The organism is Microcoleus sp. CAWBG640 (assembly GCF_020883015.1).
GTDB classification, from domain to species: domain Bacteria; phylum Cyanobacteriota; class Cyanobacteriia; order Cyanobacteriales; family Microcoleaceae; genus Microcoleus; species Microcoleus anatoxicus.
Map to the genome: position 1 here is coordinate 1 of NZ_JAHRFC010000031.1, position 17,402 is coordinate 17,402.

Annotated in this window: 13 protein-coding genes and 1 pseudogene; 11 read left to right on the forward strand and 3 right to left on the reverse strand. The window is 43.7% G+C overall.

Annotated features, from left to right (window positions below; translation table 11 throughout):
* Positions 1-1,287, reverse strand: a pseudogene (locus AAFP11_RS16520) (capsular biosynthesis protein); the annotation flags it as partial.
* 178 nt (positions 1,288-1,465) lie between these two features.
* Entirely contained in the window at positions 1,466-2,950 is a 1,485-nt protein-coding gene (locus AAFP11_RS16525; RefSeq protein ID WP_341738053.1) for a polysaccharide biosynthesis/export family protein, read from the reverse strand.
* Positions 2,951-3,230: 280 nt separating this feature from the next.
* Here AAFP11_RS16525 and AAFP11_RS16530 point away from each other — a divergent pair, with 280 nt between their 5' ends.
* The 6 genes from AAFP11_RS16530 to AAFP11_RS16555 all read left to right on the forward strand — a co-directional run bounded on the left by AAFP11_RS16530 (position 3,231) and on the right by AAFP11_RS16555 (position 11,166).
* Positions 3,231-4,622: an O-antigen ligase family protein gene (locus AAFP11_RS16530; RefSeq protein ID WP_341738054.1), complete on the forward strand. Its 1,392-nt coding sequence runs from the start codon at positions 3,231-3,233 to the stop codon at positions 4,620-4,622.
* Between the two features lie 143 nt (positions 4,623-4,765).
* Positions 4,766-6,103: a flippase gene (locus AAFP11_RS16535; RefSeq protein ID WP_341738055.1), complete on the forward strand. Its 1,338-nt coding sequence runs from the start codon at positions 4,766-4,768 to the stop codon at positions 6,101-6,103.
* Positions 6,104-6,339: 236 nt separating this feature from the next.
* Positions 6,340-7,623 carry an RNA-guided endonuclease IscB gene (iscB, locus tag AAFP11_RS16540; protein ID WP_341738056.1) on the forward strand — a complete coding sequence of 428 codons (1,284 nt, stop codon included), beginning with the start codon at positions 6,340-6,342 and terminating at the stop codon, positions 7,621-7,623.
* A gap of 87 nt (positions 7,624-7,710) precedes the next feature.
* The gene (locus AAFP11_RS16545) at positions 7,711-8,910 is read left to right on the forward strand and encodes a hypothetical protein (RefSeq protein ID WP_341738057.1); all 1,200 of its coding nucleotides are present in this window, start codon (positions 7,711-7,713) and stop codon (positions 8,908-8,910) included.
* A gap of 20 nt (positions 8,911-8,930) precedes the next feature.
* Positions 8,931-9,869 (forward strand): glycosyltransferase family 2 protein, encoded by a 939-nt coding sequence (locus tag AAFP11_RS16550; protein ID WP_341738058.1) that lies wholly within the window; start codon positions 8,931-8,933, stop codon positions 9,867-9,869.
* Between the two features lie 31 nt (positions 9,870-9,900).
* Positions 9,901-11,166, forward strand: a complete 1,266-nt coding sequence (locus AAFP11_RS16555; RefSeq protein ID WP_341738059.1) for a glycosyltransferase family 4 protein — start codon at positions 9,901-9,903, stop codon at positions 11,164-11,166.
* On the opposite strand, the gene AAFP11_RS16560 is transcribed toward AAFP11_RS16555, so the two are convergent.
* A complete protein-coding gene (locus tag AAFP11_RS16560; protein ID WP_341738060.1) occupies positions 11,163-11,921 on the reverse strand; it encodes an FkbM family methyltransferase in 759 nt (252 codons plus the stop codon). The genes AAFP11_RS16555 and AAFP11_RS16560 overlap by 4 nt on opposite strands.
* A 47-nt stretch (positions 11,922-11,968) precedes the next feature.
* On the opposite strand from AAFP11_RS16560, the gene AAFP11_RS16565 reads away from it, so the two are divergent.
* The 5 genes from AAFP11_RS16565 (at position 11,969) to AAFP11_RS16585 (ending at position 17,345) form a co-directional block, all read left to right on the forward strand.
* Positions 11,969-12,850, forward strand: a complete 882-nt coding sequence (locus tag AAFP11_RS16565; protein ID WP_341738061.1) for a glycosyltransferase family 2 protein — start codon at positions 11,969-11,971, stop codon at positions 12,848-12,850.
* Positions 12,851-12,884: 34 nt separating this feature from the next.
* Positions 12,885-14,042 carry a glycosyltransferase family 4 protein gene (locus tag AAFP11_RS16570; RefSeq protein ID WP_341738062.1) on the forward strand — a complete coding sequence of 386 codons (1,158 nt, stop codon included), beginning with the start codon at positions 12,885-12,887 and terminating at the stop codon, positions 14,040-14,042.
* Positions 14,043-14,177: 135 nt separating this feature from the next.
* Positions 14,178-15,407, forward strand: coding sequence for a glycosyltransferase (locus AAFP11_RS16575; protein ID WP_341738063.1), 1,230 nt, complete (start codon positions 14,178-14,180; stop codon positions 15,405-15,407).
* 56 nt (positions 15,408-15,463) lie between these two features.
* The gene (locus tag AAFP11_RS16580) at positions 15,464-16,546 is read left to right on the forward strand and encodes an NAD-dependent epimerase/dehydratase family protein (protein ID WP_341738064.1); all 1,083 of its coding nucleotides are present in this window, start codon (positions 15,464-15,466) and stop codon (positions 16,544-16,546) included.
* Positions 16,539-17,345, forward strand: a complete 807-nt coding sequence (locus tag AAFP11_RS16585; RefSeq protein ID WP_341738065.1) for a WecB/TagA/CpsF family glycosyltransferase — start codon at positions 16,539-16,541, stop codon at positions 17,343-17,345. Before AAFP11_RS16580 ends, AAFP11_RS16585 begins: the two co-directional genes overlap by 8 nt.
* Positions 17,346-17,402 lie beyond the last annotated feature (57 nt).

A 17,402-nucleotide genomic window follows, 5' to 3' on the forward strand; every position in this document is an offset into this window, starting at 1 on the left:
TACCCAAGGTATTTGCTGCTGAGCCGCATCTATCCGCAAAGCTTCTCGTTTTGCCAAAAAGTCGGACAAACTTTTAGTCACCACTAGCAGTTCTTGCTGTAAGTTGTCGTATTCTCTAGTTGTCAAGGAAAATTCTCTATTTTTTTGATTCATTTGTTTTTGTAACTGATTCATTGCCAAAATTCGTGATTCAATTTCTTGGATTTGGCTGTTCAAATTTTTCATCACCACTTCTTTAGCTTGTTGACTTGCTGTTAATATTAGTTCTTGCCTCGTTTTTTTGAGTGCTAAAATCGGCAAGCTGTCCTCTCTGTACTGAGCTAATTTTAGGGAAGTTTCTGAGTCAACTTTTTGGATTTCACCTAATAATCCTGCGTAACCTTGTCCTTGGGTGATTAATATGCCAACGGGGTTATTCTGTTCCAGTAGTTTTTGATAATTTTGGTAGACAGTTCGCATACCTTTTAACTGTACTTGGAGTGTGGCTTGCTGTCCCCGAATGCTCTGAACTTGTTCTGACAGAGATCTTCCTTCTAGCTGGGGGTCAAACAAGTTGCTCTGCTGACGCAGTTTTTGGACTTGTATTTGCAAAACTTCGACTCTTTCTCGGAGCTTCGGCATCTCCATATCTATAAACTTAATTCCTTGATTAATACCTGTTAGTCGCTGTTGCAAACTGTACTCTAAATAAGCTTTAGAAACTTGATCCAATACAGCATAAATTCTTTTGGGATTTGAATCTTTGTACTTAATTTCTAAAATTTTTGTCCCTTGCTGTTTGCCATCTTTTTCATAGCTAATCCGGTTTATTGATATTTTTGACATGAGGTCATTGTAGGTAATATTAGGATACAATATCCGCATTTTTTGTAGCACTGGTCGCATCATTCTGGGACTGCGTAAAATCCTAATTTGCGTTTCATAATCTACTAAACTAATCCCTTCTATATTGATTTTAGCTAAGTCAGCAGCTACGGTATTATCTAATTGTTTGGATAGTAAACCTTCAGCGGTAGCTGGTTCTACCAACAAGGAAAACGAGCCTTCATAGTCGATGGTAATGTTTTTAGAGTTTTTGAGGATCGCCACTCCCACCAGGGAACTCAAAGCAATGCTGGTTACTACCATTACTAGGAGGCGGCGACGTACCACCCCAAATAGCCAAGATAAGTCTAGTTTTTCTTCTTCTATTTCTTCAAACTTATCTCTGTAGTTAGGAGCCGACAAGGGAGACAATTGACCATTAGATTTTGGTAGGAACGGTTGGTAATTTTTTCTGGTATCCATATTCAGTCTGTGTATTAGAGAGGTTGATATTTAAGATGCTACCGATATTTTAGAGGTTGATATTCCAGATACTACAGTGCCACAACTCCGGGAAAATGCTATTCCTTAGTTTATTCTAACCGAGCGATCGGGCCCGATCGCCAAATTAAGACTTCCTGCAATTTTGCCCAATACCTGCTCATCGGAATATAGAGCGGATCAGGTTGAGAAAATTTAACACTCCGGTAGCAGGGCCTAAGGGCCCAAGGACTGTATTCATACGGTCTACGAATTTGATGAGACCGCTGCGCGAGACTACGATCATATCGTTGTTGCGGAGTTGAGGATTTTTTTCCTCGTTAATTCCTTGAGTTAAATCGACTTGGATCGTGCGTTTAGTGGCGGTACCGTCAGTATTGAGACGAATTAGGTCAACAGTTTCTCTAGTAGCTCTGCTGTTTTCGTAGCCAAAAAATCCTCTAGAGAGCAAAGCCTGATTCAAGGTAGCATTGGCCGGCAACTTGATTGGTTCCAGAGGAGTTCTGACTTCTCCTACCACAAACACATTGATGGCGGGGGGAGCAAAGTTAACGTTAGCCAAGAGACCGGCTTCGGCGGGGTTGACGATAGTCGCTTTAGGAACGACGATCGTATCTCCTTGCTGGAGGATGGTATCTTGAGACCCGTCGCCGGACTCTAGGAATTGCCACAGGTTAACTGGGATAATTTGTTCGCCTTTTCTGGTGATGCGACGCACTTGAATTTGACGGATATCTGCCTCTGAAGTGATGCCACCGGCTAGCTGAATAGCCCTGATGACGGTGGGGAATCCTTCCCGGCTCAGGCCGTTGGTGGTGTTCCCACCAATGACGACGTAAGCTCCAGGGCTGGTGACTTGGCCGACTATGGATATGGATCTAGGTTTTTCTGGGGGTGGGGAAAAGTTGGCGGTCGCGAATTGGCGTGCTTCTGCTTGGTTGAAGTTGGTGACGGTGGGAATCACAATGGTGTCTCTGTCTTGCAAAATGATGTCTTGAGAGATGTCTCCTTCCTGCAAGAATTTCCACAGATTGACGTTGAGCACTTGGTCTGGACCGTCGGGTTGGGGCCGGCGGACACGGATGTTACGGATGTCGGCGACACCAGTGACACCTTCAGCGAGTTTGATGGCTTGAGTGACGGTTGGGTATTGGACTGAGGGTGTTACACCTGGACCTGAAGCGAGGGTGATGGTGAAGTTTCCGGGCCTGGTGACTTCTCCGATGACGCCGACGTTGAGGGGGCGGGCGGCGACGAGGCTGACTGTGACTATCGGGTCTTTGAGGACGCGGCGGTAGGCGTTGCGGATAATAGTGGTGGCTTCTACTAAGGTCAGGCCACGGATTGATATTAAACCGATTAGGGGTAGGTTGACAGAACCGTCGGAGAGAACTTCGTAGCCGCGGGTGAGTTCGGGTACTTCCAGTATTTCTACTTGGATGCGATCGCCTCCACCGAGTTTATAGCTTTCCGGGGATCTCCTCAACCCTGTAGGGGGTGTGGTGGCTGCACCGGGACGTAATCGGACTTGCGCCGTAGCACTCCCTGGGCTTCCTAGGGAAATCATACTCGCCCAGGCGATCGTCCACAAGGTTAAACTCAATACGGACAGGGTTATTTGTTTAGGAAAATCATTGTTAACCACAGGCTACCTATTTGATTACTAGCATCTTTCACCAGTTTAATCGCTCATCATGGAAATGCCTTGTTTATGGCAGACGGGCGGTTGTGCATCTATATTGTCTATGGTGGTGTTAGAGGTGGAGAGAGTCAGAGGCGAGAGGATTTTTGATAGGGCTCAAGAAATTTACAATCTATAGCACTTCTCACTCAAGCGACATTCCCTCGCCAGTTAATTAACACTTCTTTAATTCCCAATCTCAAATCTCAAATTTGAACCTCTTAGAACTCAAACAAATATATTTATGGCAAAAATAATTAAGGAACTAATTCTCAGCAATAATTTGTTGCTAATTATATTAGGATTGAGCGTATTTATTCTTACTCTCTTCATCTTTCAGATAGCTAGTCAAAAAAAAATTGGTCTTACTTTAGAAAGATGGTTTACTATTTTGTACATATTCGTATCTCCTCACGTCAATTTACCTCCTTTTAATTACCTGCATTTTGTAAATATTGCTGAAGCAGAAAAAGGAATTATTTATCAAATTCCTTTTCTTTTTTATCCATGGATTGCATTTCTTTTATGTAGCAGATTAGTCAAATTTTTAAACAAGCAATTTGTGGAAGGTTTGTCATCATTAATATTGAGAAACCCTGCGGGTTTTGTGTACTTTTTGTTGCCAATTACATCGACACTTTGGTCGCTAGTTCCTGATATTACACTAAAAGCAGGAATGGCATTTACAGGTTTTACAATTGTTAGTTTTTATATAGGTTCACGATATGAGTGGCATGAGCTATCGGGGTTACTGCGAGCGGGCTATACCTCCCTCGCTCTAGTTAGTTTTTTGCGACGCCCGAATGTGGGACGCGAATTTGCCGGAATTACGGGTCACAAAAATGCTTTCGGTAGCATCATGGTTATATGTACAGCACTTTGGTATCTTCACTATTCCCAAGGTGCTAAAACTCAGAAAGAACGCTGGATAGCTCTGGGATTAATGTTTTTTTCCTTTTATTTGGTGAGAGCTACTAGCTCTGGCGGTTCTTTAGTTAATAGTTTGATGCTCATAGTTGTAGTATCATCATTAAGTTTTTTGAGTAAATTAAAATTTCAATGGGCTTTTACTTCTATTGTCGGATTTACGGTGCTGGGAATCATTGCCAGCGTTTATATTATCGATAACTTAGAGTCCATTGTTGTGGGAGGCTTGGGAAAGGATTTGACCTTGACTGGACGCACGGAATTCTGGCCAAAATTAATCGATGCAGCCAATCAGCGTCCTTGGTTTGGCTATGGATTTGATGGATTTTTTCAACAAGATGAAGTCGGAGAGCAAACCCCAGCTTATTTTATATATACGACCAATGGGTTTCAGCCCAAAACGGCTCACAATGGTGCCATATCAATTTTGCTTTCTTTTGGTTATCCAGGCATGATTCTAATTTTAGTTTCTCTGTTAACTAATTTAATTTTTGCTGTCAGAGAACTGAGTCGCCGCCCGCTATCTCAATCGGGAATCCCAATTATTTACTTAGTGTTTATTATTTTAAATAATATAACGGAAGGTTCTATAGGTGAGATTGGGGATGTCTGGCTGGGCTACGTGATACTGACTGTTAGGCTCAGTATAGATAGTGCCAAATCTTCATCCATGCCCCACCTGAGCGACCAACGGGAGTTGGAGTCTTGATCGGGATTCCGACTCAATCTAGATTAAGTTTAAAATTTGACCAATGAGTAGAATTCCGAGCTATGGTATTATTACTACTCTGGGCATTGACTATCGAAGTCTCAACAAACTGATTTATCTATTTAAGGACTCAAAACTTTCTAATGTTAGATAAACTAGCAGTGGCCAGTCAAAAAATCGGGCCAGGTCTTCGTCAGGTACTCGTGAATCTGGCGTGGCTGTTCACGGACCAAATTTTGCAGATGGCTCTGGGTTTGATCGTAGGGCTTTGGGTGGCACGCTATCTGGGGCCGGTGCAATTTGGTTTGCTCAACTATTCGATCGCCTTTGTTTCCGTCTTTAGTTCGGTAGCAACCATGGGATTGGGTGGTATCGTCATCCGGGATATCGCTCGCAATCCTGAATGCAAAAACGAAACCCTGGGGACAGCCTTCGCGATGCAATTTACTGGTGGCTGCATCACTCTGTTGTTAACTGTGGTGATGATTTCCCTATTCAAGCCGAATGACACTCTGACTCGCTGGTTAGTGGGCTTGATCGCAGCCGGGACGGTATTTCAAGCTTTTGAGACGATAAATTTTTGGTTTGAGTCCCAAGTCCAGTCAAAATATACAGTGGTGGCCAAGAATTCAGTCTGTTTGTTAGTTGCCGGAGTCAGAATTGGATTGGTAATGCTGGGGGCACCACTACTTGCCTTTGCAGGCATTCGCTTGGCAGAGGTGGCGATCGTCGGCATGGCCTATTTATATTGTTATAAGCTTACGGGAAATAAAATTCAGGATTGGCGATTCAGTTGGTCTAGGGGCAAGGAACTAATGCGGGAGAGTTGGCCGATTATGTTGTCAGCCTTTGCAGTTTTCTTGTACTCGAAAACCGATCAGCTCATGCTGGGTGGGATGAATAAAAATGCTGAACTGGGATATTATGCTGCGGCGGTTAAGATTTCCGAAGTCTGCGATTTTTTGCCGATGATTATATCTTCATCTATTTTTCCCAAATTAGCTAATTTAAGAGATAAAAATTATGAAGAATACATGAATAAATTTCAAATTTACTGTGATAGTATGATGATACTATGGTTGGGAGTGGCACTCCCGATTTCATTGCTTTCTCCTTGGATAGTAAAGGTGCTTTACGGTGACAAGTATAGTAGTTCAGCAGCGGTACTGGCAATCTATGTTTGGGCGCAATTTGGGAGTAACTTTGGGGTGGCGCGCAACACCTATTTTACGATAGAGGGTCAGTTGCGGTACAGTCTGTACTTGACAGTCATCGGCTCCATTTTTAATGTGGGGTTAAACTGGTTTCTGATTCCTAATTATGGAGCGATTGGTGCAACGGTAGCTACTCTGATTACTTATTTCTATGTGATTATTTTAGTCAATTTCATGATTAAGGAATTGCGACCTTTTGGTAAATTAATTTGGAAATCGCTTAACTTGTACAAAGCGGGTTTTCGGATAATGGGATTAATAAAGTAAGCAACCCCGGTCTAAAGACATGGGGCTTCAGCAAATAAACTGAAGCCGTGCTTACCCGCCTCGCGCCTTAATTGGCTACGTTATTGGGGTTATAACACCGGAGAATGCGACGCTAGTTTTCCGCTCTGTTGTTTGCAGTTAAACAGTTTTATGGTCACTGACACAGTGCTGCAAGCGTAAAAAGCCCTTATAACATTGGCAAAGCGAACTTTACGAGAAATCGAAGAGACACAACAATGTCTATCCAACCAAATTACGTTTTTGTTTTAGATGCCAACCGCAAACCACTAACACCATGCAAACCGTCTTTGGCACGCAAACTATTAAAGGTTGGTAAATGTAAAGTTTTCCGACTTTACCCTTTCACAATAATTTTGAAAAAAGTGGTGTCTCAAGACCCGCAACCTGTAACTTTAAAGATAGACCCTGGTTCAAAAGTTACTGGAATAGCTATACTTCGAGACTCCGAGCTAATGTGGGTAGCTGAATTAACTCATCGCGGTCAAGCAATTAAGGGATTGCTAGAGTCTCGTCGCTCTCTACGGCGCAGTCGCAGAAATCGGCACACAAGGTATCGTCAAGCGAGGTTTTTGAACCGAACTAGACCCGAAGGTTGGTTAGCACCTAGTCTTCGCCACCGTGTAGAAACGACTTTAACTTGGGTAAACAAGTTGTCAAGACTTGCACCAGTTCACACAATCTTTCAAGAATTAGTCAGATTCGATTTGCCAAAAATGGAAACCCCAGAAATATCAGGAATTGAGTATCAACAAGGAAAGTTGCAAGGTTACGAAGTCCGTGAGTATCTTCTTGAAAAATGGGATAGACGATGCGCTTACTGTGGTGTGGAAAATGTACCGCTACAAGTTGAACACATTCATCCTAAATCATCAGGTGGAACCAATAGAGTATCTAATCTGTGCTTAGCCTGTGAACCTTGTAATACCAAAAAAGGGACTAAGGATATCAAGATATTCTTGGCGAGAAAGCCCGATATTTTGAAGAAAATCTTGGCACAAGCTAAGCGCCCATTGAAGGATGCGGCTGCTGTCAACTCAACCCGATGGGCTTTGTTTAATCGCCTGAAAGAAACAGGCAAGGTCATTGTCACGGGTTCAGGCGGATTGACCAAATTCAACCGTTTACGGTTAAAATTACCAAAAACCCACTTCTTTGATGCAGTTTGCGTAGGGGATGCGCCTAATATTTCTGTATTAGCAAATCAACCCCTAAATATCAAAGCCACTGGACATGGTTCAAGACAGATGTGTCGCACAGACAAGTTTGGATTTCCTTCTCGGTACGTTCCGAGATTAAAATTTGTCAAAGGTTTTCAGACGGGTGACATTATAAAAGCTGTTGTTACTTCGGGTAAAAAGATTGGCACTTATACGGGCAGGGTCGCTGTCCGCTCATCTGGCAGTTTTAATGTGTCAGCAGTCCAGGGATTAATTCAAGGAATTAACTACAAATGTTGTTTTCTCATTCATCAAAAAGATGGATACAATTATGGATTTTAAAACTCTTGACGGGACACTAAATTATCCTGCGTCCCTTTTCCTCCCAGGGCTAAAGCCACTGGGTTTCCAAGCTCCCGTGAGGTTTTTATGATTAAAATCAAACCCGACATTCAGCAGCAATCCAATTGTCCCAGAACAGGTGCTGCACTCACACCCATCGAGGTCCTATGGCAGGGGATTCAGATTTGTGTGAAATCTAAGTTAAAGGACTCTGACACTGAAATAATCGATGTATTGAGAGTTGGTCATGGGTCTCACACATCCATTCAAGTTGATTTAGCAAAAGGAGAGGTTTTTTCTGGGGATAAGAGGATGGCAGAATGGTTAGGAAAACCCTTGCTCCATTCACTCCAAAATCCGAGACCTGAGAAACTTGAAATCACCAAAGAAATTTTTAAGAAGTGCGATCGGGTAATCATCTTAAACTGTATTGACTATCTTTACGGTCACTCCCTGTTAAAGTTACTCAATGCAGAAAGACACTTGGATTGCAACCCGGAATTTGGGCTAATTACGATCGTCCCTAAGTTTTTAAGGTGGATGGTTCCCGAAGGAGTGGCGGAAGTCTGGACAGTACCTATCTCTTTAAAAAATGGTCTGAATTATTACCCCAGCTTTGCCGAGTTTGTGCAGGAAGAAACTAAACGTTTTGAGGAGATTTATGTCAGCGAAGCCTATTCTCATCCGAGTCGGTTTGACATCACCAGGTTTACAAGAGTGCCCAAACACAATTTTGAGGGAGAAGAAATCAAAATTACTTTTATCTGGCGCGAAGATCGTTTGTTAGTTAATCGTTTTTTGTTCCGAGTTTTGAGAAAGCTGAAGGGTCAAAAAATTGCACTGGGGCTCCAAAATTTGATGATTCAGGAAGTATTTAAGAAAATCAGGTTGCAGATACCAACGGCTAAATTTGCAGTGGCTGGTCTGGGGACAACAACTAAGTTCCCAGAATGGATTAAAGATTATAGGGTGGATAGTTTTACTGAAAAAATTGAACAGGAAATATGCCACTTGTATGCAGAAAGCCGTTTAGTAATTGGTCTGCACGGCTCTAATATGCTACTGCCTTCGGCCCATGCGGGCATGACCATTGATTTAATAGATGAGCGGTGGGGCAACTTTGCTCAAGATATTATCTACCAAGAAAGCAACCCTAGAATGGCTTCTGGTCGCTATAGATTTTTGCCGTATCAGACGAAAAATGATACACTGGCATTCATAGCGACTGTGATGGTTCTGACTTTTCCTGAGTTTAAATCCTACATGACTGCTGATGTTGTGAATTAAAATTATAGTAGAGAATTTAAATGTCTGATTGGCAATTGAAAACTCCCGTCGCATTTATTATTTTTAAACGCCCGGAAGAAACCGAAAGGGTGTTTGCAGAAATTCGCAAAGTGAAGCCACCGAAACTGTTAGTAGTTGCGGACGGACCCCGCGCAGATAGACTGGGGGAAGACCGAGATTGCGATCGCGTTCGCGCCATTATTGAGCGAGTAGATTGGGACTGCGAAGTATTGAAAAATTATGCTGACGTAAATCTGGGCTGTCGGCTACGGGTTTCTAGCGGTATAGATTGGGTGTTTGATACGGTGGAAGAGGCGATTATTATTGAGGATGACTGTTTGCCCGATCCGACCTTTTTCCGTTTTGCTGAAGAATTGCTCGATCGCTACCGAGACGATCGCCGAATCATGTCAATCTCCGGTCAAAATGTTCAGTTTGGGCGAAAAAGAACTGATTACAGCTACTACTTTTCTCGCTACAATCACTGCTGGAGTTGGGCGACTTGGAGACGAGCTTGGCAGCACTACGATTTAGATATGAAGTTGTGGCCGGAAATTCGCGATGGTAATTTTTTGGCGGATGTACTGGGAGATCCGCAAGCAGTAAAAGTTTGGACAAAGACTTTTGAGCTTTGTTATGAGAAAAAGATAGATACTTGGGATTTCCAGTGGGCTTTTGCTAGCTTTATTCAAAATGGTATGAATATTCTAGCTAATGTCAATTTAGCTTCTAACATCGGACACGGTACGGGGGGAACTCACACGGGGGATGTCACCAGTCCATATAATAATATGGCAGCGGAAGCCCTAACATTTCCGTTGAAACACCCACCCTTTGCAATTCGGGATGCCCAAGCAGATAATTTCACTCAAAATACTTTGTATGATTACGATCCGCCACTGCTAAAGAAGATACAAAAAAAAGTCCATAAAGTGTTGACACAAATCCGATCGCATTAGACGTTCTAAATCTAGAGGACAGGCAAGGTAGATGAAGGTTGTAGTTCTTAATAGTTCTGATACGGTCGGTGGTGCAGCCCGCGCAGCTTATAGACTGCACGCAGGTTTGCAGGGGATTGGGGTGTCTTCCCAAATGCTGGTGAAAAATAAGATAAGTGGGGATGCAAATGTCATTGTGTCACAGGATGGGGTAGCAAGCAAGTTTGATAAGATTATTTCGACTATATCAAATGCTCCATTACGGCTTTATCCTCAGAGAAATCCCGCCATATTTTCTCCTCAATGGCTACCAGACTCCCTGGCTGCGAAAGTTGCCAAAATCCAACCAGATATTATTAATTTGCACTGGGTTTGTGGTGGTTATATGCAAGTAGAAACCATTCCCAAGTTTAATAAACCCCTAGTCTGGACTCTCCATGATATGTGGCCTTTCACTGGTGGATGTCACTATAGCGAAGAGTGCGATCGCTATACTGAATCTTGCGGTAGCTGTCACCAACTCCACAGCAGCAAGGATGGGGATTTGTCGCGTTGGGTGTGGCAGAGGAAAGCGAAAGCTTGGAAAAATCTTAACTTAACTTTGGTTAGCCCTAGTGCTTGGCTGGCGAAATGTGCTAGTTCTAGTTCTCTGTTTAAAGACGAGCGAGTTGAGGTAATTCCGAATGGGATTAATACTCAAAAGTACAAACCCATCAACCGGCAATGGGCTAGAGAAATCCTGAATTTACCTCAAGATAAACAAATTGTACTCTTTGGCGGTGCTAGCGGTACGGGCGATCGGTGGAAAGGATTTAACTTGCTGATACCGGCTTTGCAAAGTCTCAGTAAATCGGGCTGGAACGATCGCATACAGTTGCTAGTTTTTGGTTCTTCGGGAGCAGCCAATCCGATTGAACTTGGTTTTAACACGCATTACTTAGGTAAATTCGCTGACGACGTTTCTCTGGCAATAGTTTATGCAGCAGCGGATGTGTTCGTGGCTCCTTCTGTTTACGATAATTTACCGAATACGGTGATGGAAGCGGCAGCCTGTGGCATCCCCAGTGTCGGATTCAAGATTGGGGGAATGCCAGATTTGATCGAGCATTGCTCCAATGGCTACTTAGCTAAACCTTATGAAACAGAAGATTTAGCTACAGGTATTGCATGGGTACTAGAAAATCCCGATCGACACCAAAAACTCTGCACCAGGGCGCGCCAGAAAGTCGAACAAGAATTCACCTCAGACATACAAGCTCGCCGCTACTTGTCGCTGTTTTCTGAACTCGCCAGCGCCGCCAACAGTGCAGCCAATTAAACTAACTGTTTCCGCTGCTGTGGTGTCGCAAAAAAATGAGACTTTCTAAATAGTCCGTTTTCTTTAACAAACACCATATCTACCTGAGCCAACGCTCCATCGAGAGGGCGGATGTAACCTCCAAAAATATCGTAGGTGACGAATCCGCGCTCTTTCATATAACTCACAACATCGTATAATTGCGGGCCACCAACAAAGAATTGAAACAGGGATACTTCCAGTATGATTACTTCTGTATCCTCAAGCATCTGACGACAGCCATCTAAAACATTCAACTCGGCACCTTGGACATCAATTTTCAATAAATAAGGGGCTTTTAAGTTTTTTCCCCGGCACACATCATCGAGAACAACTAGAGGGATTTCTCTAGGTATACCGTCGGCAAGACTGCCTTCTGACTCGTTGAGAGTAGAAGATCCGTAGAGTTGAGGGTGAACATTAATCGTAATATTTCCCGCTTGAGCACCGGCTGCCGCCATGATATACTCAGCATGGTATTTTTGACAAATTGCTTTTAAATTTTTCTCGTATTCGATCAAAGGCTCTACCAGTAAGAAGTTGGTTGTGGGGAACTTTTCGTACAATTCAAAAGTCCCGTAGGCAACGCCGACATCTATAACTGTTTCTGGTTGAAAACCCAACTCGATCAACTGATCGAGCATACCGTACATAGATGTTCTCATGCCTTTTCGCGGGACATCAAATCCCAGAGGCTTAAGCATTTGGTACGCTATTTTTTTTAGGAATTGCCTCATAATTTTTTCCAGACTACAATAATATTGAATGAAACTATTATAGATTGATGAAACCACACAGCACTATAGCGACAATCATAACTTGCCACAATCGCAAGCAAAAGACCTTAGCTAGTCTCGCGGCATTATTCAATCAGATACTACCAGCAGATGTATTGCTGGTGGTCTACTTAGTGGACGATGCCAGCACTGATGGTACTCGCGAAGCTGTGCAGGAGACTTATCCCCAGGTGAAATTGCTGGGCGGAGATGGGAATTTGTTCTGGAATGGGGGAATGCGGCAGGGATTGGCGGAAGCGATGAAGCATGATTATGACTACTACCTCTGGCTCAACGATGACACTGTACTGGAACCGTCGGCTGTGAACACTCTGCTGGCAACGTCCAGAAGCTTGGCCGAGCAAGGCCACAGGCGACCGATTGCAGTGGGTTCTACTCACGATGCGACAACTGGGGCGCTGACTTACGGGGGCTGGTTGCGGACTAGCTGGTGGCACCCTCTGCATTTTCGTCTGCTGGAACCGATCGCCGAAGCTCAACAGTGCAGTACAATGAACGGCAACTGCGTTTTGATACCGCGAGAGGTAGTTGAATTAGTGGGTAACTTAGACCCAGCTTTTATTCACAGCATGGGAGATATTGACTACGGTTTGCGATCGGTGCAACAAAATTGTACAGTTTGGGTAGTTCCCGGATACGTCGGAACCTGCTCGGCTAACCCGTCTGAGGGTAACTGCTGGGAAGACCCGAACATGAGTTTGCTCGATCGCTGGAAACAGGTAATGCAACCCAAAGGTTTTAGTCCCAAAGAGTCAAAAGTGCTCGTAAAGCGGCACACAAATATATTGTGGCCGATATATTGGCTGCTACCTTATTTGAGGTTGATTCTCACCTCAGTCCGCCGAGGGCCTTTAGGCTATCGTGGCTAATCAGCTCTACTCCTACAACTAAAAGGTGAATCGCATGGATGAAATCCGCGTCGCTTGGCTAGTCCCGGAAGTCGAATTGGGAGCTTACTGGCAGCCAGTATTGAGAGAATTTACCAAAGTATTTAAGAATACAGTTTTTTATACTGGTCGTGTTTGGTCTGGATTCGATCCGACGCTACCAGGAGCATCTTCGATTGTATTGGTAGGCGAGACTAAGTTTGTCGAAACCGAAAAGATTGAAACAGGGTACGATCGCGGTTTTATCGCCGTATCACCCAGTATCATAGGTCATTTGCTCAAATTTAGACCTCATATAGTTTTTCCTCAAGCTTTTTCTTTGTGGACTGTCTTGGTGGTGCTTCTTAAACCTATTTGTCGGTGGCGAATTGCCATTATTTATGATGGTAGTTCCCCGAACACAGATTTTCGAGATTCGAGTTTTCGGACATCTGTCAGACGCATATTAGCGAAGTTTGCTGATGCTTTTGTTTCTAACAGCGAAGCAGGAAAAAGATATTTGGTAGAATCGCTGAATGTACCAGAAGCGGAAGTTTTTACGAGAACTTATTTAGTTCCCGATGCGGAAACGCTGCTGAAACCTTTGTCCACAACTAAGGTCAAAAAATTAGACCTCAAGCAGCCGATTTTTTTATATGTGGGGCGGATTACCGCCAGAAAAGGAATTAAGACGCTGTTAGAAGCTTGTGCTCTTCTCAAAAAACAAGGATATTCTGATTATACTTTACTGATTGTTGGCAAGGGAGACCAGCAGGAGGAACTGGAAAGTTTTATTAGAGAACAAGATTTTTACGAACAAGTAAAGTGGGTGGGATGGGTAGATTACGGAAGTTTGGGGACTTATTTTGACCAAGCTGATGTTTTTGTATTTCCTACTTTTGAGGATGTCTGGGGAATGGTTGTACCAGAAGCCATGGTGTTTGGGAAACCGGTATTGTGTTCAAAGGGTGCGGCTTCCTGTGAATTGATTGTGTCAGGGGAAAACGGTTATATTTTCGATCCTAGTAAGGCTCAGGAGTTAGCAGAAAAGATGCAAGTTTTTCTAGATAATCCTGATTTGATTGAGTCGATGGGGGAGCGCTCCCGACAGCTAATTGCTCAAAAAACTCCTGAAACGGCGGCTAAAGGTTATGTCGAAGTTATCTCTTTTTTAATGAAATCAGTTAACTGTTAACTGTTCGCAGTTGTTAGTTGACAGTTGTTATTTGTTAGCAATGCCCAATGCCCAATGCCCAGTGCAGCGATGCCCAATACTTCGGCTACGCTCAGCACAGGTGCCCAATGCCCAATGCCCTATACCAAATAATTGATGAAAGTTCTATTATCCGCTTTTGCTTGCGAACCAAATCTCGGCTCTGAAGAGGGAGTCGGATGGAATACAGTGATTCAAGCTGCTAAATATCACGAAACTTGGGTATTTACTCGCACTTTTTGTCGATCGTACATAGAAGCAGAATTAGAACGCAATCCAGTACCCAATTTGCATTTTATTTATTTTGACCCCTTTGGGTGGAGCGAAGATTGGAAGGGGAAACAAGGATTGCTGCAACTTCATTACTATTTGTGGCAAATCTGGGCTTATTTTATCGCTCGGAAACTCGATCGCGCGATCGGTTTTGACATAGTACAGCACGTAACTTATGTGAAACATTGGTCTCCCAGCTTCCTGGCATTACTACCGCACCGTTTCATTTGGGGGCCTGTGGGGGGTGCAGAAGCAGCACCAAAGCCTTTTTGGCAAGATTTTAGCCGCCGGGGCAAAATTTACGAAACTCTCCGGGAATGGGCTCAAAGATTGGGGGAACGCGATCCGTTTGTAGGGCTGACGGCGCGTCGCAGTGTTGTCGCGTTAGCAACTACCGAAGAAACGGCTGCAAGACTCCGATTTCTGAAAGCAAAAAATGTGAAAATTTTCTCGCAAGTCGGTTTGTCGCAGCCGGAAATTCAAGCACTAGCACAATTCCCAACTCCCCCGGAACAACCCATTAGATTCATCAGTGTCGGTCGTCTCTTACACTGGAAAGGAGTGCACTTGGGACTCCGTGCATTTGCGGAGGCGAAGCTGGAACAATCGGAATACTGGATTGTGGGAGATGGTCCAGAAAGGCAGCGTTTGGAAACCTTGGCAACAGAATTGGGAATCAAAAACCAGGTTCATTTTTGGGGTTCTCTACCTCGTGGTGAAACTCTTTCTAAAATGGGGGAATCTCACGTTCTCCTCCACCCTAGTTTGCACGATTCTGGCGGTTTTGTCTGCACGGAAATGATGGGGATAGGTCGTCCGGTGATTTGTTTGGATTTGGGTGGTCCTGCTACTCAGGTTACTGCTGAAACGGGCATTAAAGTTCCGGCTACAGACCCCGATCGCGCTGTGGAAGGTTTAGCAGAAGCTATAGTGTGTTTAGGCAAAGATCCTTTAGGGCGATCGCGTTTGGGTGAAGCAGGTAGAAAGCGCGTCAAAGAAGTATATGATTGGGATGTTAAAGGTAAATTTTTTGCCCAATTGTGCGAAGATCTACTCGATCGAAAATCTGGCTAACTTCTGATGTATTCGATCGCCAAAATATCAAACAATATTTGTGAGGAGGATAAAATTTGAGCGTTGCAATTATTACGGGTTCTGCGGGTTTAATTGGTTCTGAAGCCTGTAAATTCTTTGCTAAACAAGGCTTGGATATAGTCGGCATTGACAATAATATGCGCCAGTTCTTTTTTGGTGCAGATGGTTCTACAAATTGGAACCGCCAACAGCTAGAACAATCCTTGGGGACTAAGTATTACCACTTAGATATTGACATTCGCGACTATGAAGCAATTACCAATATCTTTCAGCGGTACGGCGAGTCGATCGAATTAGTAATTCACACCGCAGCCCAGCCGAGCCACGATTGGGCAGCCCGTGCTCCTAAAATAGATTTTACCGTCAATGCCAACGGCACGATAAATCTTTTAGAAGCAACTCGTTTGTACTGTCCCAAAGCCGTTTTTATTTTCACTTCTACCAACAAAGTATACGGGGATACACCAAACAAATTGCCTTTAGTGGAATTAGAACACAGGTGGGAAATTGCACCGGGTCATACTTACGAAGGGGGCATTCGGGAAGATATGTCCATCGACCAATGTTTGCACAGTTTGTTTGGTGCATCCAAAGTAGCTGCCGACATTTTAGTTCAAGAATACGGCCGCTATTTTAATATGAACACGGCTTGTTTTCGGGGAGGCTGTCTGACAGGCCCGAATCATTCAGGAGCTCAATTGCACGGCTTCCTGGCCTATTTAATGAAATGCGCGGTGACAGGAACTCCCTACACCGTTTTCGGATACAAAGGTAAGCAAGTCCGGGACAACATTCATAGCGCAGATTTAATTTCAGCATTTTATGAATTTTTCAAAGCTCCCAGAAGCGCACAGGTTTACAACACAGGAGGTGGCAGGTACAGCAATTGTTCTATGCTAGAAGCTATCGAAATGTGCGAGACAATAGCCGATCGCAAATTCAATTGGACCTATGCTGAAAGTAATCGCATAGGCGATCATATATGGTGGATTAGTGACAATGGAAAATTCGAGAGTCACTACCCAGATTGGAAAATGAAATATAACGTCAAACAAATTCTTCAGGAAATTTATGAATGTAACCACGAGCGTTGGCTTAAAGAGGTGCCAAATGATTGACAAGGGTAAAAAGAATGTTCTGGGAATCTTAGTAAATGCGGTTGATTATAAAGCGGCAGTTAGCAAAATTATTGGCGCAGCTCGCGCCGGCAAACCAATGTCGGTTTCGGCTTTAGCGGTGCACGGCGTAATGACAGGAGTCCTTGACAGCACTCACCGCTATCGCCTCAATCACATCGACTTAGTATTGCCAGATGGACAACCAGTCAGATGGGCATTAAATTTGCTCTATAATACAGAATTGCCCGATCGCGTTTGCGGGCCGAATGCGATGTTAGAAATCTGCGAAAGTGCCGCCGTCGAAGGGTTGTCTATCTATCTATACGGCTCTAAACCTTGTGTACTTGAGGCTTTATCTAAAAATCTTTGCCAGCGTTTTCCCAAGTTAATTATTGCGGGAATGCAGCCTTCTAAATTCCGACAGACTACTACGGAAGAAAAACATCGCATCGCTCAGGAAATTCGCGACAGCGGTGCAGCAATTACTTTTGTAGGTTTGGGGTGTCCCAGACAAGAAGTTTGGGCCTACGAATATCGCGATGAATTATCAATGCCTCTGATTGCTGTAGGTGCTGCTTACGATTTTCATTCAGGAAATTTGGCTAAATCTCCTGAGTTTTTAGGTAAGTTAGGTTTAGAATGGCTGTTTCGACTTGTCATGGAACCAGGGCGTCTTTGGCAGCGGTATGTTTTGTTGAATCCACTTTATATCTGGCTGTTTTTACTACAAGCCTTGAAATTAAAACAGTTCGATCCTAAAGATGCTACGCCACCTATGAAAGAAGTATTGTACGGTTAAATATTCCAAGGTGGTTGGGAATTGTGGGTTTTCAGAAGTAAAAAGTAAAAAGTCGAG